The organism is Burkholderia sp. YHN3-13 (assembly GCF_055810675.1).
The window spans coordinates 543,070-562,033 of sequence record NZ_JBVVNQ010000003.1 but is presented as its reverse complement, the minus strand read 5'-3'; the positions used below and the strand labels follow the sequence as shown (position 1 = coordinate 562,033).

General features: G+C 62.3%; 13 protein-coding genes and 2 pseudogenes. 7 read left to right on the top strand and 8 right to left on the bottom strand.

The window, feature by feature from the left end; genetic code table 11:
* Positions 1-28: 28 nt before the first annotated feature.
* Together AC0KUR_RS10795 and AC0KUR_RS10790 are read right to left on the bottom strand one after the other, a co-directional pair.
* Positions 29-268, bottom strand: a pseudogene (locus AC0KUR_RS10795) (polyamine ABC transporter substrate-binding protein); the annotation flags it as partial.
* Positions 269-470: 202 nt separating this feature from the next.
* A complete protein-coding gene (locus tag AC0KUR_RS10790) occupies positions 471-2,606 on the bottom strand; it encodes a TonB-dependent receptor (protein WP_473375860.1) in 2,136 nt (711 codons plus the stop codon).
* A 479-nt stretch (positions 2,607-3,085) separates the two neighbouring features.
* Here AC0KUR_RS10790 and AC0KUR_RS10785 point away from each other — a divergent pair, with 479 nt between their 5' ends.
* The 4 genes from AC0KUR_RS10785 to AC0KUR_RS10770 all read left to right on the top strand — a co-directional run bounded on the left by AC0KUR_RS10785 (position 3,086) and on the right by AC0KUR_RS10770 (position 9,493).
* A complete protein-coding gene (locus AC0KUR_RS10785) occupies positions 3,086-4,234 on the top strand; it encodes an efflux RND transporter periplasmic adaptor subunit (RefSeq protein WP_473375859.1) in 1,149 nt (382 codons plus the stop codon).
* Between the two features lie 13 nt (positions 4,235-4,247).
* Positions 4,248-7,340, top strand: a complete 3,093-nt coding sequence (locus AC0KUR_RS10780) for an efflux RND transporter permease subunit (RefSeq protein WP_473375858.1) — start codon at positions 4,248-4,250, stop codon at positions 7,338-7,340.
* A complete protein-coding gene (locus AC0KUR_RS10775; protein WP_226229254.1) occupies positions 7,327-8,796 on the top strand; it encodes an efflux transporter outer membrane subunit in 1,470 nt (489 codons plus the stop codon). Before AC0KUR_RS10780 ends, AC0KUR_RS10775 begins: the two co-directional genes overlap by 14 nt.
* A 124-nt stretch (positions 8,797-8,920) precedes the next feature.
* Positions 8,921-9,493 carry a Fur family transcriptional regulator gene (locus AC0KUR_RS10770; protein WP_080288027.1) on the top strand — a complete coding sequence of 191 codons (573 nt, stop codon included), beginning with the start codon at positions 8,921-8,923 and terminating at the stop codon, positions 9,491-9,493.
* 103 nt (positions 9,494-9,596) lie between these two features.
* Here the strand turns inward: AC0KUR_RS10770 and AC0KUR_RS10765 are convergent, their stop codons facing one another.
* Positions 9,597-10,436, bottom strand: coding sequence for an AraC family transcriptional regulator (locus AC0KUR_RS10765; RefSeq protein ID WP_034191946.1), 840 nt, complete (start codon positions 10,434-10,436; stop codon positions 9,597-9,599).
* A 226-nt stretch (positions 10,437-10,662) separates the two neighbouring features.
* Here AC0KUR_RS10765 and AC0KUR_RS10760 point away from each other — a divergent pair, with 226 nt between their 5' ends.
* The 3 genes and pseudogenes from AC0KUR_RS10760 to AC0KUR_RS10750 all read left to right on the top strand — a co-directional run.
* Positions 10,663-11,073 carry a hypothetical protein gene (locus tag AC0KUR_RS10760; RefSeq protein WP_034191945.1) on the top strand — a complete coding sequence of 137 codons (411 nt, stop codon included), beginning with the start codon at positions 10,663-10,665 and terminating at the stop codon, positions 11,071-11,073.
* A gap of 83 nt (positions 11,074-11,156) precedes the next feature.
* Entirely contained in the window at positions 11,157-11,729 is a 573-nt protein-coding gene (locus AC0KUR_RS10755) for a cupin domain-containing protein (RefSeq protein WP_034191944.1), read from the top strand.
* A gap of 114 nt (positions 11,730-11,843) precedes the next feature.
* Positions 11,844-12,137 (top strand): annotated as a pseudogene (locus AC0KUR_RS10750) (ISNCY family transposase); the annotation flags it as partial.
* A 41-nt stretch (positions 12,138-12,178) separates the two neighbouring features.
* On the opposite strand, the gene AC0KUR_RS10745 reads toward AC0KUR_RS10750, so the two are convergent.
* From AC0KUR_RS10745 to AC0KUR_RS10725, 5 genes are all read right to left on the bottom strand, one after another.
* Positions 12,179-12,904, bottom strand: a complete 726-nt coding sequence (locus AC0KUR_RS10745) for an OmpW/AlkL family protein (RefSeq protein ID WP_034191943.1) — start codon at positions 12,902-12,904, stop codon at positions 12,179-12,181.
* A 212-nt stretch (positions 12,905-13,116) separates the two neighbouring features.
* Complete coding sequence (locus AC0KUR_RS10740; protein WP_059562340.1) at positions 13,117-15,078, bottom strand: acyl-CoA synthetase; 1,962 nt, start codon at positions 15,076-15,078, stop codon at positions 13,117-13,119.
* Positions 15,075-16,031 carry a fumarylacetoacetate hydrolase family protein gene (locus tag AC0KUR_RS10735; RefSeq protein WP_034191941.1) on the bottom strand — a complete coding sequence of 319 codons (957 nt, stop codon included), beginning with the start codon at positions 16,029-16,031 and terminating at the stop codon, positions 15,075-15,077. The genes AC0KUR_RS10740 and AC0KUR_RS10735 overlap by 4 nt, the downstream gene beginning before the upstream one ends.
* A gap of 36 nt (positions 16,032-16,067) precedes the next feature.
* On the bottom strand, positions 16,068-17,138 hold the full coding sequence (locus tag AC0KUR_RS10730) for a VOC family protein (protein ID WP_059562343.1): 1,071 nt from the start codon (positions 17,136-17,138) through the stop codon (positions 16,068-16,070).
* 7 nt (positions 17,139-17,145) lie between these two features.
* Positions 17,146-18,858 (bottom strand): bifunctional 3-(3-hydroxy-phenyl)propionate/3-hydroxycinnamic acid hydroxylase, encoded by a 1,713-nt coding sequence (locus AC0KUR_RS10725; protein ID WP_059562346.1) that lies wholly within the window; start codon positions 18,856-18,858, stop codon positions 17,146-17,148.
* Positions 18,859-18,964: the final 106 nt, after the last annotated feature.

Below are 18,964 nucleotides of genomic sequence, written 5' to 3'. Positions count from 1 at the left end.
GGCACGGTTCGGTGCCGTCCACGTCCCGTTTCAACCGCGCCCACAGCCGGTTCCGCGGCCGGCGAATCTCGTGCGGCATCGGCTTGAGCCGCGTCATCCTGCCCGGCACCTCGTCGGCCGGATACACCAACGGATCGCGCGCGACGGCCGGCTTCACGTACTGGCGGGCAGCCTTGTTCGCGGTCGCGTAGAACGCCGCGTTGGGGATGCCCGCGTCGACCTTCGGATCCTGCCGTAAGTTGATCCATTTCAGCGCCGCGTCGAGGTGGATCAGTTCTGCTTGGGCATCAACAACGAGAGATCTGATTGAACGGGTCCGGTCGCGAGAAGGGATCAACAAATCGGCGAGATATGCCATGAACCATTCCGAATCTTTCCAATCCGAGGCGAGCGTTTCAAGATCAGGTCAGTAACGTACTCAGATGATGAGCTGCGGCGGCTAGATGACGAGATGCCCATCCTGGCGGCAATCAAAAGTTTTTTGTCAGGCCTGCCCCCAAGGTGCGGCCGCGACCGACCGAAACCAGTTGCATGCCGTTGAACAGGTTGCCGAAGGTTTCATAGCGTTTGTCGAAAAGATTGCGGCCGAACAGATAGACTTCGAGATCCTTGTTCTTCCATCCAATCCGGGCATTCACCAGGCTATAGGCGTCAAGGTAATAAGATTTGTCGATATCTGCGGTGCGCTTGCCTGTATATTGGTATTGAAGGTCGGCGGAGAGCGTGCCCGGCAAATGAATTGCCTTGGCTGAGGTTTCGTATTGCAGCCCGGCCGTCGCCGTCCAATTCGGTGTGTTCGGAACGGGATTGCCGGTGACCGTATTGACCGCGGCGCCGTTGGCGCCGAGTTCGCTATGGATGTAGCCGACGCCCCCGGAGAAGCTCAAGCCTTCAGCGACGAGCGCGCGCGCCTGCAACTCGAAACCACTGGTCTTGTAGTCCTGGTATGTCGTCCGAAAGGCGCCAAGCGAAGGATCGAGATAGGACATGACACCGTTCTTGATGTCGTTGTGATAGACGCTGGCATCGATCTGAAGACGATGGTCAAGAAGATCGGCCTTGACGCCCGCTTCGTAAGTCCACCCCAAAGCGGCCGGATAGGGGTTGCCCACGATGCCGTCGACCGGATAGCTAAAGAGCGGGTACACCCTTGACGCGTGACCACGAGCCACCGACACGTAGCTTTGAATGTCGTTCGTCCACTTGAAGGACAGGGCTACCCGACCTGTCGGATAGGTTTGCGACGTGGAGTTGGAGCCGGTCAGCGAAGCGAGGCCCAGGGAGTTGTCCTGCTTCATCTCGATATTGTCATGGCTTACCCGACCGCCGATCGAGAACTCCCAGCGGTTCGCAAAGGGGATCGAAACGTCCCCGAACAGTCCTAGATTGGTCGTGTCGAGATTGCTTTTCATCGCGACTGAGCCGGAATACGGAGGCGGCGCGCACTGCGTACTGCTGCACCAGCGTATGCCGTTGGTTCGCATGGCACTGGCACCGACGACCCAGCGAACCGGGGCACCCTCGATTGAATTCAGCCGAATCTCCTGGCTGAAGATGTTCTCCTGATCCGTCGAGTGGCCCACGTTACTGGATGCGGGAAACCCGATCGCGTCATAGACAAGTTTGTCCACGAGATCGAGTTCGCTTTCCAGCTTGTTGTGCTGGTAGGAACTGATGGAAGTGAGCTGGAAATTCTTGAAAAAATGCTCGACGGTCACGGTGGCGCCCGCTTGCGTTGTCTTCAAGTCCGGCTCGGTCAGGATGCCACTGGTCGGAAACTGACTGGCGCTACGCAGGATATAGAGCGGGGAGTTGGCCTGATCATGCAGATAGTTGCCCGTCACTGTGATGAGCGTGTCGTCCAGCCCCGTGAAGCGTAGTCCTCCACGGAATGCACCGATGTCGCGCTTGCCCAGCTTGTCGGTGTAAAGGCTGCGTATATCGCCATTCTCATGGCCGTAACGGATCGCCATCCGTCCGTCAAGTTGCCCGGGCAGGATATTGCCGCCAAGAACTGCCTCGCCCATGCGATAGCCGTGTTCGCCGACCTCGGTTGTCACGTGAACATCCCGAGTTCCGTCAGGCTGCTTCGTGACAACGTTGATGGCGCCACCCAGCGCATTGGTTCCCCATAGCGTGCCTTGGGGACCGCGCAGCACTTCGATATGGTCGACGTCAAGCAACATGTTCGACGCGCTCATCATGCTGTTCGGCACACCATCGACATTGAATGCGATCGTGCCATCGGCGTAGTTGGCAGGCGTCCCAAGTGAACTGACACCGCGAATCGAGAACCACTGGGAGCCTGTGGCGCGGCTGACCCATTGCACATTGGGCGAATGGCCGGCGATAGCCACACCTGGATCGAAGGGCGATTCCTTCAAGGTCTTCGCTTGCAGAACCGTGATGCTTTCAGGCACATCCTGAAGGCGTTCGGTCGTTTTCCGGGCGGTGACCGTGACGGGCTCAAGGACGGTGCTCTCTGCGCTCGATGCCGACGTGCCGCTATCCGGCGACTCAGTGGTTGATTGCGCTTGCTTTCCCTCGGTAGCGAACACGTCCGGAGCAGCGACGGCGACGGCTGCGGCAATCGTTGCGTTGAGCAATGTATGTCGGACGGTACGCAAGCCACACGCCGGGAGCCTTTCGCGCATCGCGTCGATCGAGCCTGAACTTCTGCCAAGGGATTGATGAAAGGGAGAGCGACGTACCGCGCATTGCCCTTCAATATGAGGCGTGCTAGACATTAAACGAGACTCATTTGCATTATCGGGACCGTCAATTTACCGATTCGCCGACACACCTCCGTAGCGAGATTTGGCCAATTCCTTGTTCAATCAGGCCAAGTGGATGTCTTTCCATCGAGATGGCCGTATTGCGAAATAAATTGACTAGATTTCGCAATGTAGAAGTGTGGCTGCACGGGTAGGCTGCGCCTCATCGTGGCCTGCCATGCCTGTTCTCTGGCCGGCCGAGTACTTCGTCCTTCCCGAGGAATACCCGTGCACTCACATATCATCGGTAGATCGGCCATGCGCGGCCGTTCAAGCGCCATCTCGAGCCCCTTTGCTCAAGCGGGGCGCGCATGAGTACCGCCGCTCTCTCCCGTACCAAACCCATTGTCATAAGCGTTGTTGGGCTGGCCGTGGTCTTCGGCCTGCTGTATGCCTGGCGCGCTGTTCGAAGCGGCGGCGCGGAACAACAGGCCATGCCGCCGATGCCTGTCTCGACGATCCGCGCAGCGCCACGCAGTGTGGCCGACGAGTGGCAGGCCGTTGGCAGCCTGCAAGCCGTGCATGAAGTGCTGCTGGCTCCCGATACCTCGGGGCGGGTGACCGCCGTCAATTTCAACGCAGGCCAGTCCGTGAAGGAAGGGGCGGTGCTGATTCAGCTCTACGATGCCCCCGAACAAGCGGATCGTGCCGCCGCCGTGGCCAAAGCCGATTTCGCCCAGTTGCAACTCAGGCGTTCGCAAGCGTTGGCACCTACCGGCGCGGAACCGCGCGAATTGCTCGAACAACATAAGGCGGACGCTGCCCAGACTGCCGCGGCAGTCCGGCAACTGGACGCACGCATTCAGCAAAAGGCGATTCGCGCGCCGTTCTCCGGTCAGTTAGGTATCCGACGGATCAACCTGGGTCAGTATCTCAATGCCGGTGACGCGATCGCCACGCTGACCCAGCTCGACCCGCTCTATGTCAACTTCACGTTGCCGCAGCAGGACATGCCCGGGCTGACGTCGGGCGCACCGGTTCAGGTCACGGTGGATGCTGTGCCGGGGAGGGTGTTCACCGCCAGGATCAGCGCCATCGAACCGCGTATCGATGGAGAAACCCGCAATGTGGCCGTTCAGGCGCTGTTGCCCAATGCCGACCGGGTGCTGAAACCCGGGATGTACGTGACGGCGCGGCTGGTATTGCCTGCCACGACCGACAATATCGTATTGCCGCTGACGGCGATCCAGACTTCGGCCTCTGGTGACAGCGTGGTGGTCGTGAAAGGGGCCGACGCGCAGGGAGTCGGCAAGGCGGTTGCCGTGCCGGTCGTCACCGGCCGCCGGCTCGGGGAGGAGGTTCTCGTATCCCAAGGCGTCAAGCCTGGCGACATCGTGGTGATGGCTGGCCAGAACCGTCTTCCGCCCGGTGCGACCGTAAAAATCAACGGCACGCCCCCTTCGGCAACGGCGACACCTGACGCCCCGGCCGTTGTGTCCTCCAGCGCCAGCGCGCGGTAAAGGAAACCACGCCATGCGCTTTACAGACATCTTCATCCGTCGACCCATCCTGGCACTGGTCGTCAGCCTGCTCATTCTGCTGATGGGTGCCACGTCGATTTTCCTGTTGCCGGTGCGGCAATACCCCTATCTCGAAAACGCCACCATCACGGTCAGTACCACGCTGCCCGGGGCAACCCAGGACGTGATGCAGGGTTTCGTGACCACGCCGATCGCGCAGTCCATCGCCACGGCCAGCGGTATTGAATACCTGAGTTCGACCACCACGCAAGGCAAGAGCGAGATCAAGGCGCGATTGGTGCTCAACGCCAACGCCGATCGCGCGATGACCGAAATCCTTGCCAAGGTGCAGCAGGTCAAGTACCAGTTGCCGGCGGGCATTACCGATCCGGTCATCAGCAAGTCCACCGAGGGCGGTACAGCGGTGCAGTACATCGCCTTCTACAGCAAGACGCTGTCGATCCCGCAAGTGACGGATTTCGCATCGCGGGTTGCGCAGCCTCTGCTCACCAGCATTCCGGGGGTGGCCTCGGCGGACGTCTATGGCGGCCAGACGTTGGCCATGCGCATCTGGATCGACCCGGTGAGGTTGGCCGCGCGCGGGCTGTCGGCCGGCGAGATATCGGCCGCGCTGCGCGCCAACAACGTGCAGGCCGCGCCGGGCCAGCTCAAGAGCGCGCTGACCGTCACCAACATCAGCGCCGCCACCGATTTGCGCAGCGTCGAGGACTTCCGCCAGATGGTCGTGAAGTCGAGCCCCGGCGGTGGCGTCGTGCGGTTGTCGGATGTCGCCACCGTGGAAATAGGCGGCCAAAACTACAATAGCCTCTCGTTCGCTACCGGCATACCCGCGATCTTCGTCGCCATCCAGCCCACGCCGGCCGGGAACCCGCTGGAGATCGTCAAGCAGGCCAACGAACTGCTGACCAGGATTCGTGCAATGGCGCCCCCGGGACTGACGGTAGCGCCGAACTACAACGTAGCGCGCTTCGTCAATGCTTCGATCGAGGAAGTGAAACACACGCTGGTGGAAGCCATCGTGATCGTGATCGCGGTGATCTTCCTGTTCCTCGGCACGTTCCGCGCGGTGATCATTCCGGTCGTCACCATTCCGTTGTCGCTGGTCGGCACCGCTGCGTTGATGCTGGTCTGCGGTTTTTCGATCAACCTGTTGACCCTGCTGGCGATGGTGCTGGCGATCGGTCTGGTGGTGGACGATGCCATCGTCGTGGTGGAGAACATCCATCGACACATTGAGGAGGGGCTGACGCCGGTGCGCGCGGCCCTGCTCGGCGCACGCGAAATCGTCGGGCCGGTGATCGCCATGACTATCACGTTGGCGGCGGTCTATGCGCCAATCGGCATGATGGGTGGACTGACCGGCGCGCTGTTCAAGGAGTTCGCCTTCACATTGGCCGGCTCGGTCATCGTCTCCGGCGTGGTCGCGCTGACGCTCTCGCCGGTGATGAGCTCGATGCTGCTCAGTTCCAGGCAGGGAGAGGGGCGGCTGGCGAAGCGGGTCGAGCACTACATGGAAGGGCTGACGGCGTTCTACGGGCGCCTGCTGGCCCGCACGCTCGCCGCTCGCGGTGCGGTGCTGCTGGTCGGTGTGGCCGTGCTGGCCGCCATCGCGGTGCTGTTCACCGGCACCCGCCGCGAACTGGCGCCGACCGAGGACCAGGGCGCCGTCATCGTCGTCACCAAGGCCCCGCAATATGCCGGCGTCGGCTACACCGCCCGCTATGCTCAGCAGATCGAAAAGCTGTTCGAGCAGATTCCCGAGTTCGACAGCAGCTTCATGAACATCGGCGACTCCGCCGGTGGCCAGAACATGATGCTCGGTGGCGCGATCCTCAAGGACTGGTCGAAGCGCAAGCGGTCGGCCACCGAGATCCAGGGGCAGATTCAAGCCGCCGGCGGCGCCATCGACGGCGAGACGTTGACCGCCGTGCAGTTGCCCCCGCTACCGGGTTCCAGCGGCGGCCTGCCGGTGCAGATGGTGCTGCGCTCGCCCGACGACTTCAAGACGCTGTACGAGACCGGCGAGAAGATCAAGGCAGCGGCCTATGCCAGCGGTCTGTTCCTCTACGTGCAGAACGACCTGTCCTACGACAGCCCGCAGGCACACATCACGATCGACAATGCGAAGGCCAGCGAAATGGCGGTGACCATGCAGTCTGTCGCCGATACCCTTGCCGTGCTGGTCGGCGAAAACTACGTCAATCGCTTCAACTTCCACGACCGCTCCTACGACGTGATCCCGCAAGTGCGCGGCGCCGCGCGTATGACACCGGAAGACCTCGGGCGCTTCTATGTCAAAACGACCTCCGGCGCACTGGTGCCAGTGTCGACCGTGACGCATGTCGAGATGCGCCCGCAAGCGAACCAGCTCACCCAGTTCGGCCAGATGAATTCGACCACGCTCGAAATGCTGCCGGCGCCGGGCGTGAGCATGGGCGAGGCTGTGAAGTTCCTGCAATCGCAGCCGCTGCCGCCCGGCACCAGTGTGGACTGGCTCAGCGACAGCCGCCAGTTCGTGCAGGAAGGCAACCGCCTGCTGGTCTCCTTCTGCTTCGCATTGGTGGTGATCTTCCTGGTGCTGGCCGCGCAATTCGAGAGCCTGCGCGATCCGCTGGTGATCCTGGTGACGGTGCCGCTGGCGGTCTGCGGCGCGCTGGTGCCGCTGTGGCTGGGTTTTGCCACGCTCAATATCTACACGCAGATCGGATTGGTCACCTTGATCGGCCTGATCTCCAAGCACGGCATCCTGATGGTCACTTTCGCCAACCATATCCAGCACCACGAAAACCTGAGCCGCATCGAGGCGATCGAGAAGGCGGCGGCGGTGCGGATGCGTCCCGTGTTGATGACCACCGCGGCAATGGTCGCCGGCCTTGTGCCGCTGTTGTTTGCAGACGGTGCAGGCTCGGCCAGCCGGTTCTCCATCGGCATCGTGGTGGTGATGGGCATGATGGTCGGCACCTTCTTCACGCTGTTCGTACTTCCCACCATCTACAGTTTCATCGCCAAGGATCACCGGGGAACAGCGGAAAGTTCTCGCGCCCGTGAACTCGCTACTGCGGAGGCTCCCGATGTCGCTCTTTAAACCGGTTCCCGCGATGCCTGTTGTGTCGCGTCCGGCGACGCTTCTCTCTCCACGCGCAGCCTTCATGGCGATGGCCGTTGCCTTTATCACCGCAGGCTGCGCCAGCGGCCCCGATTACCACGCGCCGGCCTTACCGGAAACCGCAGCAGGCCCGTTCGTCAGTCACCCGTCCAATACGGATGTTGCCGAAGCACTGCCCGCGAACTGGTGGAAGCTGTATGACGACCCCGCGCTCGACAAGGTGGTGCAGGAGGCCTTGTCGGCCAATCCCAACCTGCGCGTGGCGATGGCCAACCTCGATCGCGCGCGGGCCATCTACACGGAAGCGCGCAGCGGGCAATTCCCTTCGACCCGTATGTCAGGAGGCGTGGGATACGGGCGCGATCAGACCACGTGGTCCGGCACCGGCCAGGCCCCCGCGCAATGGAGCTACAGCGCCGGCCTCGACGTCTCCTATGAACTCGATCTGTTCGGTCGGGTCAGGCGCGACATCGAGGCTGCTCGCGACGACACCGATGCAATCGCCGCCGCCTACGATGCCGCCAGGGTAGTTGTTGTTGCGGAGACGACGCGGGCCTATGTGGACGCCTGCAGCTACGGTGAGTCCATCGGCGTGGCGCGCTCGTCCGTCGAACTGGCACAGCGCAGCCTGGATCTCATCGACAGCCAGGCGCGCGCGGGCTCGGCGTCGCATCTGGATGTCGAACGGGCTGGCGTCACGCTGGCTCAGGCCCAGGCCGCATTGCCGCCCTTGCAAGGCCAGCGCGAAGCCGCACTGTTCGAGCTGGCCGCGTTGACGGGGCGCACGCCCTCGCAAGTGCCGGAACCGGCGCGTGCCTGCACCAAGGCTCCCGAGATTTCCGGTGCGTTGCCGGTCGGCGATGGCACGGCGCTGCTGCGCCGTCGTCCCGACGTGCGGCAGGCCGAGCGCCAACTGGCGGCGGATACCGCCCGCATCGGCGTGGCCGTGGCGGATCTCTATCCACGTGTCACGCTGGGCACCTCGGGTAACTACCTGCGCAACGACTACCTGAAAGGCAATCGCACCTTGTCCTTCTCTTTCGGGCCGCTCATCTCGTGGACGTTCCCCAACATGATGGTGGCTCGCAGTCGCATTGCGCAGGCGAAGGCACAAAGCGCGGCGTCGCTGGCCAGCTTCGACGGTGCCGTGCTGAATGCACTGAAAGAGTCGGAGCAATCGTTGAGCGCCTATGGCGCGGCGATGCAGCAGCGCGATGCGCTGGCAGAGGCGCGTGACCGTGCCGAGAATGCCTTCCGGCTGGCCGACCAGCGTTACCGCGCCGGCTCCATCAGCTACCTCGACGTGATCGTGGCACAGACCGGTCTGATCGACGCGAAAGCCCAGGTGGCCGCTGCTGACCAGCGAGTCGGTTCTGCGCGAGTCAGCGTATTCAAGGCGCTTGGCGGTGGCTGGGAACAGGCCAGTACGCAGTAATGCTCGAGGGCATCGGCGCGTGGGCGATCTCACCGTCGCGCCGATGTCTGATGCCAACCATTAGCCACGCGGCTCCGCGTTGTCGCGAACGACCGGAGGTCCGGCATAGCGAAGGAAGACGGATATGGACCCGCACGACGACCCGCCTCGGATCATTGACCTGATTACATCATTCGGCAGCAAGAGCCCGCCGTCTGGCAAACACACGATGAAGCACACCACAGCAGCCTGTCCGGCGACCACACCGCCGATGTCGTCTCAGGAACAACGATTGGCGGCCAGCCGACTGCGACCGACGATCGCTCGTACCCGTGTCCTGTCCGTACTGGAACAGGCGGCGCCGCGCTGTCTCGATGCCAGTCAAATGTATCGCATCCTCTGCACGCAACTCGACAGCCTCAAACCGGCCTCGATCTACCGTGCGCTGAATGATTTGTGGACCTCCGGCTTGCTGGTCCGTACGGAGGGCGCACAAGGCCGCGCACTCTACGCGCTCAAGCCGGACAGGAAGAACCTTCAGAACGACACCGTGCGCTGCCACTGTGGCGCGCGGTTGGTTTTTATCGAGGACCGGGCTTTGCACGAGCATCTTCGATCGCTGGCGACCAAGGAAGGCTTCGATCTCGACAAGGAGCCAGCTTTTACCATCACCGTGACGTGTGCGGAATGTCGGTCGTTCCGCAGGAGAAGAGAGTAGGCGACTTTAAACCGAGGTCGCCCGATCTGACGGCGGCTCGCCGCTTTTTGCTGCCAAGCGTCCATGCTCGGTGGACGACGGCACGCTCCCGTCAAGGTGAGACTTAATCGGGAAGCATGATGCCGCGTACGGCGGCAGACTGCGCGGTTGTCGTTCGATCGGAAAGGTATCGTGCTGGCGGCTTGCCTACCGCCTTGCGGAACATGGTGATGAATCCGCTGGCATTTTCGTAGCCCAGTTCCAGCGCCACCGTTTGCACGCTTTCGCCGATGGTCAGGCGTTGAAGCGCAAGGATCACATGCAATTGCCGGCGCCAGCGTCCGAAGCTCATGCCGATTTCGTGCAGCAGAAGCCGGCTCATGCTTCGTTCGCTCATGCCAATGCGGGTAGCCCAATCGCCCTTTGAGGTTTTGTCGGTAGGATCGGCCAACAGCATTTCCGCGAGTCGGCGCAATCGCGGATCACGCGGCATCGGCAAATGCAGGTCTTCTACCGGCGCCGCCGCCAACTCATCTAGCAACGCGGCAATCAGTCGGTCCTCCCGGCCGCCCGACGGGTATGACGCGGGGAAGCCGGCCACCTTCAGAAGCAACTCGCGCAACAATGGCGAGACGGAGATCGTGCAGCAGGTTTTCGGAAGATCCGGTGCGGCATCAGGCTCCACGAACAGGCAATGACATTCGGTTTCACCGGATCCCCGTGCCGAGTGGGGCAAGTCTCCCGGTATCCATACCGCGCATTGCGGCGGCACGATCCAGACACCGTTTTCGATTTCGCAGTTGAGGATGCCACGGACGGAGTAAAGCAGTTGCGCCCTGCGGTGCCGATGCCTCGCATGTTCCCAGCCCTTGGCTACCGACATGGCACTCAGGGCGACAACGGGACGGGGCAGGTTGTCCACGTCCTTGGCCACGGTCGGATCGGTGATGGCAATGCTTGACATGATGCGTATCGGGCTTCGGATCCAAGATGAGGCGCTGGCCTAATTGAAAAACATTATGGCCAACTTGTGCAATGACGTCCAGCCATTCCGTCGGTATCGTGTGATTGACCATGCTGGTCGTTCTGCTCGCCAGGGCTATTGCGCTTCCGGTCCGGAGGGGTATCCCATTTTCTTGACGAGGCAGGGCCGCCAGCTATTTCCCGTGAAGCGCCGAAGGAGTATTGGCATGTTGATTGACGCCTCGAAGTTCCCCTTGGTCTGGATGCGGCTGAACGCGCCAGGCACCGACCCCGCAGCCTCGCCTTTTGCCGAGTTCGAGGGATTGCTCGCACGGAAGGAAGTTTTCGTTTTACTCAACGACGAGGGGTTTGATCAAGGCGAACACGAACATTCGCCGGAAGAAAGGAAGCAAACCTCGCTTTGGATGAAACGCCACAAGAGCGAATTGCGAACCTTCGTCAAGGCAGGGATCTACATCGAACCGAATACCGCCAAGCGACTGGCGGCCAAGGCGTTCGCTCTGGTCTACGAAAAATTTTGGGGCTATCCCATGCTCACGGTTGCGACGAAAGACGAGGCGCTGGCCCTGGCGCGGAGGTTGTTGCTGGGCGAGCAAACGGATGCATGGTCGCACTAGGCCCGACTAACTGAGGGCGGTCGGTATCGGTGGACGGCAACGCGTTAAGCGGCGGTACGGTCACCGAAGAAATGAGGCAGGTCATGGCATCGAAACCCGTCGAAACCCGGAGCGTCGTCTCCGTCGGAAGCAAGATCCGCTCGCTGCGCCAGCGCCAGGGCCGCACGCTGGATGACATCGCGATCGTCTCACATCTTTCGAAATCCTTTCTTTCTCAGGTCGAGCGAGATCACGCCAGCCCGTCGATCACTTCGCTCGCGAGCATCGCGAAAGCGCTGGGCGTGTCCGTCAGCTATTTCGTCGATACGCCGACCGAGGAAGGCCGTGTGCGCCGCCATAAGGATTTGCAGTACTTCGCCTTCGCCGGTTCAGCCGATCTGCTCGCGCGCCTGTCGAATCAGTCGGGCGGCCGCCAACTCGAAGCGATTCTCGTGCGCATGCCGCCCGGCGAGCGACCAAGCAAAGTGACCACGCACGCATGCGAGGAATTCGTGCATGTGCTCAGTGGTGAAGTGACGATCACGCTCGAAGGCAAATCGTTCGTGCTCGGCGCAGGCGACAGCGCGCACTATGAATCGACAATTCCGCATCTCTGGACCAACACGCGCGACGACGAAGCCGTGCTGGTCTGGGCCGGCACGCCGCAGCTGCTCTGACTGGCGCGCGGCGCGGCAGGACTTGCTTGCGCGTGAGGCGACGTCCTAAAGAGCTCGACCTTGCCTGGCAAGATGATGATGGGGCGGCTCAATATGCAGTCGCCGAGTCCAGTGCGAGGGGAGAAAGTGTCCAATCCCGAGCGGCTATCGGCGGGTGCCTGGGGGGCGTTGATCCAGATCGACGGCTGCGATCATCGATGGTGCGAGGAACGGGCGCCGGCCTGCACGCTGCTGGTGTACGTCGACGACGCGACGAGCCGGCTGACGATGTTGCACTTTACGCAAACCGAATCGACCTTCGGCTACTTCGAAGCGACACGAGCGTACATCGAATGGCACGGCAAATCTGGGGCGTTCCACAGCGACAAGGCCGCTGTGTTCCGCAATGTGAAGTCAGGTAAGACCGGTACCGACCGGAGCACGCGTTCGGCCGTCGACGTCGCCCGCGATCAGAAGCGGTATCCGACCGAAAGGAACGTCACGATCGGATTGACCCGGAATTTGCTGGTGCTCGTGACCGTGCCGACGGACGACCGGGTCGTCAGCGTGGCGCGTGTCGATACCCACGAATACGCCACCGACGCGTTGATCGACCAGCGAGAGTCGATGTTGTAGGTCAGGCCGCCGCTGACGACGGGCGCAAAGGACTTGCTGAGCGACACGGACGTCGGCCCCTCGAGCGCTGTCCCAGCGGTCGGCGAAAAATAGATCTGCCCGGTGGAGACAGGATTGCTCAGCTTGATGTTGCTGAACCACGTATAGGTGACGCCGGCGCCCAGATACGGCCTGAACCGCGCATTCGGCTGGCCGAAATAGTAGTTGAAGAGGATCGCGGGACTCCACGCGCGTGCAGTGCCCAGTTCCCCGATACCGCTGAGCGTGCCCGCACCGTTCAGGCGCCATGCCGGCGGAACGCCCATGACCATCGTCGCCGCGATATGGTCGGTCAAGAAGTACGTTGCGGTCAGCCCGAACGTATCGCCGCTTGCGATCTCCCCACCGCTGCCGGTCATCACTTGTGACCGGCCGAGCGCATTGACGGTAAGCGGATCAGCCGACCCCTGCGGGGCAAAGTGCGACCAGCCGGCATTGACTACCCACTGGCCGGCTGATTGCGCATGCGCGCCAGAGATGGCCGCGAGCAGTACGACGGTTCCTGCGCTCATTCGTTTCATGATTGTCTCCAGATTTTGGTGTTTGTGTTCAGGAATCGTGAAACCTGTCTTCATCCCCGTGCGCCAGACGTGACGCGCGGGCGGGTCCTGCGCGGATGAAGCGCGACGCCAAGGGCATCGGGTTCTTCTTCGGTAATCAAAAGATCTTTCAGTAATTTCGGATTCCGAACATATTTGTTTAATCCAACGTCAAGCATTCCGAGAATCGACAGTCACTGATGTTCGGGTTCGACCGACGTCGAAAAGGCAAACGGGAAGCGACCCATCACCGTATGGGTCTTCGCTATCTGCGCGCGATCGCTCAGCGCCACATGCAAGGCGAGCCCGTACGACGGGTCGTCCGCCATGCTCACTCGGGCACCCTCGATGCCGGCATCGTTCAGCGCGGCGATCAGCGCGTCGAGCGTCTCCCGTCGTTTGAGTTCGGGCTTGAAGATCTTGCCGACCGCCGTGAGCGGCATTGCCTCGACGATATGAATCCGCTTCGGTAGCGCGGCACGCTCGCCGATCAAGCCGCGTATGAACGTGTCCAGCTCCGTCTCTGTTGCGGTTGCGCCGGCTTTCAACTGCACGTACGCGACGGGCAGCTCGCCTGCATGCACGTCGGGACGTCCGATTGCCGCAGCGATTTGCACTGCCGGGTGGCGGTGCAGCGGCTCTTCGATCGTCGCCGGATCGATGTTGTGACCGCCCCGGATGATGAGTTCCTTGCGGCGGCCCGTGAGCCAGAAGTAGCCCTGCGCATCGCGCCGCGCGAGATCCCCGGTGTTGAGCCACTGCCGGCCGTCGTCGAGATCGAGCCACAAGCTCTTGTTCTGATCTTCCTGAAGATAGCCCGCGAAAACGTTCGGCCCGGAAATCGTCAGCACACCGACTTCGTTCTCGACGCAATCGCGCATGTAGCGGCCGGCGTCGTCGAGTATCACCGCCTTCATCATCTGGCCGGGGATGCGCAAACCGATCGAACCGAGACGCCGTTCGCCGCCTGGCGGATTGACGCTGCTTACGCATGCGCCCTCGGTGAGCCCGTAACCTTCGAGGATCCGGACCCCGGTGCGATCCTGGAACGTGCGGAATACTTCCACGGGCATCGGCGCGGCACCGCAGAGCCCATACTCGAGCGAGTCGATATTCCAGCCGTCGACGGGCACGTCGAGCAATGCCGAATACAAGGTCGGTACCGCGCTGAAGAAATTGATCCGGTGTTGCTCGACGATTTCCCAGAATCGTTTGACGACTCCGTCGCCGCGATAGCCCTGTGGCGTACCGAGCACCACATGTGCGCCGCGCGAGAACGGCACCAGGCCGGTTGCCAGCACGGCATTGACATGGAACAGCGGTAGTCCGCAGAAAACGGTTTTCCCCGGGCCCATCCCGGTACCGACGACCTGCCCGACGCTCCAGGCATTGGCCACCTCGTTGCCGTGCCGTCGAATCGCGATTTTCGGCAATCCCGTCGTGCCGCCCGTGCAGAAGTAGGACGATATGTCGTCGGCTTCGAAACGCCGTGAGGCCAGCAGCGCATCACCGGATTCGCGCGCCATCGCAGCGTCGAAATCGTGGATCGCGATGTGGCGCGGAACGGCGCCGCGCAGACCCGCGCGCCCGTGCAGCCGTTTGCATTCGCGGCTTCCCATCACGTGCGCCGCCATTCGGCGCCAACCCTGCACGCGCTCGGCCAGGTCGATCAGGACGAGGCTTTGCAGCGACGGCACCTGGCTGAGGATGGGCTGGATCTTCGACCAGATATCCGTTCCCGGAAAGGGCGCCAGCGTCACCAGTACTTTTGCGTGTGCGGCCTTGAGCAGCGATGCGATTGCCGGCCCCTCCAGCAAAGGATTGATGGCGCATACGATCCCGGCCGCTTCGCCTCCCCAGATGACGAAATGCGTCTGCGGCAAGTTCGGCAGCACGTAGGCAACCACCGAGTGGCGATCGATGCCCAGGCGCGAAAACATGTTCGCGGTCCGGGTGATATCCCGCATAAGCTCCGAATAAGTCCAGCGCGATGGCTTGCGATGATCGTCGGCGCGCAGGAAAAACGACAAGGCCGGCGCGGTCGGGTCGATCGCCGCACCACGGCCGATCATCTCGTAGGTGCTGGCCGGGAGGTCGGCGGGCGGCCCCTGGTTTTCGATCCGCAGCACGTCCGCTTCGGTTGCGATGGCGTTCATGCGAGCTGGTCCACGATTCGGTTGCGTTGCACACCGAGGTCAATCGCCCCGTCCCTGCTCCGGATCCGTGATTCGACCAGATCCCCGGCCTTCAGATACTGCGGACGCGCGGCCTGAACCTTCGTGAAAATCCGCCACTTCACGTGCTCGGGCAGCAACGCGGCAATTCGTTGCTTCGCCGGCGACGGAATGCTGAGCGCGCATCCGGAAGGCGTGCCCGTTGCAAGCAAGTCACCGGCGTTCAGATCCTGAACACCCGAAAGCTCGGTGAGTGTTTCGGCTGGACCGTATACGAGGTTCCCGGTCGAATCGCTCTGCCGGACTTCCCCGTTCACGGTCAGTGTCAGCGTCAGCGTGCGCAGCCGCGCGATATCGCTTGCCTCCAGCAGGCACAGATACGGCCCCACCGGCCCGAACGTTCGATAGCTTTTCCCTTTGTAAAACTGCATCTGGGGAATCTGGATATCGCGTGCGGAATAGTCGTTGACGATCACGAGGCCGGCCACGTACTCGTGCAGGTTCTGTTCCGTGATGGCTTGCCGGGACGTGATATCGCGGCGAAGCACGAGCCCCAGTTCGATCTCGTAATCCAGAAACTGCACATGTTGCGGCCGGATGACGTCGGAATCGGCGGCGACGATGCAGCCGGTCGCCTTCGTGAAGATCATGTTGAATGACTTCGCGTCCGGATTCATGCCAGACTCGATCATGTGCTGGCGATAGTTGGCGCCCTGACAAACGAACTGTTGATTGTGCGTGACCGGCGACAGCCACTCCACGTCCGACTCGGGAATCGTTTCTCCGCCGAGCGCGGCGAGTTCATCGATCCGATGTGCCCGCACGAATTCGCCGGTCGTCGGGTAGTCGCCCGGTATCGGTGTGATCCGGTGATTCGTCACCACGCCCCATTGGGCGCGCCCCTGATGCCGATAGTGCAAGACGTGCAATGCCATGAAGATGCCTCGAACAGGTCTGAGTGAAGATGAAAGTCACGCAAACAGTTTCGCGAGCGTGCGCAGCTTCGCGAAGGTGACGTCCGGACTGGTCCGGAGGTTTCGGATGAGCGATGCGATGCTTGCGGCAGTGATCTTCGGTTTGGTGAAGCTGCGCGGCATCCGGGGGCCCCACTGCGACATCGCTTCGCGGCTGACTTCGTGGATGCCCGTGGCCACGTCCGCCGTGAACATGTCCCCATCGCAATAGTGTTCGTGCTTGTCGCCCCAAGGATCCTGCCAATAGTCGAAGACCTGGCTACCGAGAATGTGGCGCCCCATCCCCCATGCGTGCGTCCATCCTTTTTCGCTCAGCAGACGCTGCCCGATCCCCACCGCGTCCGCGTCAACCAGCTCGAATGCCGAGTGGCTGTAGAGCGCTGCGAATCCCTGTGCCAACGCGAGGGTATGGTGATCCGCGGGTATCGCCCCGCGATCGAGTCGCAGGAACGCGACGGCGGGCGATCCATCAGGCAACACCTGAACGTCGCTCGGGATGAAGCCGAAGTGAGACGTGTACCACGCACAGGTCGCCTGGAAGTCGGCGAGTTCGAGCACGACATGACCGAGGCGAATCACTTCCGGCACCTCCGGCGGCGGACGCTGGGTATCGTTCACACGAACGATGGAATCGGGCGAGTTGAACGGTAACGCCGACCGGTGCGGCAGGGCGCCGGCCCGCGCTTGTCCCGCGACTGCGTCAACACGAAAACCCGATGGATCGACGAGCGTGACTCGATGCCCGCCGCCGGGCCACGGTGACGGCTCCACGTCCGATGCGCCCGGCACGTGGGCAAGCTTTCGCAGTGCGTCGATGTCGTCAACTTCAAGCCCGAAGCCGACGAAACGGTTTTTTTCAGCGCGCCGGACGACGTAGCAGAACGGCGTGGCGGCGGTGCCCCGGAGGAACAGATATTCGCCGTCACGGGATACGGTCCGCAGGCCGAAATCGTTGAGAAATCGTTCGGCCCGTTCGAGATCGGGACGCTCGAACATCAAATAGGACAGTGCCCGAGCCTTCGTCGTTGGTCGGGGGTTCCGTGCGGGTTGTGCAGTCATGAGCTTCATGGGGGCCTCAGGAAGTCGGCTGGGCAATGTGACCGGATAGCGACGACAAGGAGGTGCGCGCACCCAGCAATTGCAGGGATTCGAGAACGAGGCGGGTCGAGTCGGCCACCGGGCCTTCGTGCAGGACCGTTTTGTCCGGCCGAATCACGGCCGCCCAGCCAAACCGCACGACACCCGGCATGAACGTACCGTCCAGGTCCTCCCAGCCGTCGTTCTCGATGCGATGAAGGCGCTGCCCGCGGTGCACGACTTGCACCACGACACCACCTGCCGCAATCAACGCGGCTCGCGCGCCGGCGTCGAGTTCGACGTCTGGATCCCGTCCGAATCCGATCAACGCAAGACCGCTGCCGAACACGTCGTCGCTCAGGCGGATCGCCCCATCGTGCTTGCGCAGCCATCCCTGCGGAAGCACGGCGCCGCGCACGAGCCGCGTGGTCGAGCAGCCGGGGACGAACAAGCCTCTGCGGAACGCATTCTTCGGCTTGATCCCGAGCTCGTCGAAGTGATTCCGTAGCGGCGGAACGAGCCGCGTCAATCGCATCAGACCGTGCGTGAACAACGCGATCCCGGCATTTCGCGGCATCACGAGCTTCCCCATGAATTTCGCGACGCCGATCATTGCCTTGGCGTGAGGTCGGCGTTCCTGATCATAGGAGTCCAGAATTTTAGGGGTTGCGTGGCCTTTGACGACCCACGCCAGTTTCCAGCCGAGATTCGCGGCATCGCGCAGGCCGGCGACGAGCCCCTGGCCGACGAACGGCGGAGTGATGTGGGCGGCGTCACCCGCTAGGAAAACGCGTCCTTTGCTGAAGGTCCTGACGGTTCGGGCATGAAAACGGTACACGGCCTTGCGTTCGATCACCATGTCCTTGATGCCGCCCCACGGTGCGAGCAGTTCGCGGATGCGTTCGTCGGATTCCATCTCCTCTCGCGTCTCGTCGGGATGGAGCATGAACTCCCAACGCTCGCGCCCGCCGGGAGCGGTCATATGAGGCGTCGGCCGCCGGTGGTCGCAGAGGAACTCGACATGGTCGATCGGTCGGCGCACGTTTCGCGCGTCGACGATCAACCAGTCTTCCGCGAACGTCTTGCCCTTGAACTCCTGTCCGATCAACTGGCGCACGATCGAGCTGGCACCGTCGGCGCCGACGACGTAGCGGGCTCGCACGACGTGCCGCACGCCCTGCGCGCTGTCGAGCGTGGCGGCGACGTGATCGGCGTTCTCGTCGAGCGAGACGAGCGTCACACCGAGCGCCATTCGGGCGGTGCGGTGTGCGGTCAGTCGGGCACGCAAGCATCGCTCGAGGTCCGGTTGATAGAACGTCACAAGCTTCGGATGGCCATCGATGCTCCCGAGCGTATTGATGCGCCCGAACTCGCCGAACCACGGCGAGCGCATCCGGACGTACGGAATCGCCACCGTATCGAGGTCGGCTTCGTTCACCCCGACGTACTGCAGGATGCGAAGCGCATCGTTGTCGAGCGCGATCGCACGCGGCGCCATGAAGATCTCCGCCGCCCTGTCGACGACAAGCACGCGCACGTCGTCCCGGCCAAGCAACGCGCCGATCGTCGCGCCGACGGGACCGCAGCCCACGACCAGCACGTCGACGTCCGACGGCAAGTCGCGCCCGCCGGCACGGCTCGCGGTGTCGTTGCCTTCATGGACGCCCGACTCGCACGTCAGTTTTGTCTCCGCCACCGTTCTGTCTCCCATTCTTCAGGCAGGCCGCTGCAGGCTGCCTTGATGACATTAAAATCATAACTGATGATTTTGTCAATTTTGATGTTCGAACGTATACTCGAAACATCGAACCTACGCG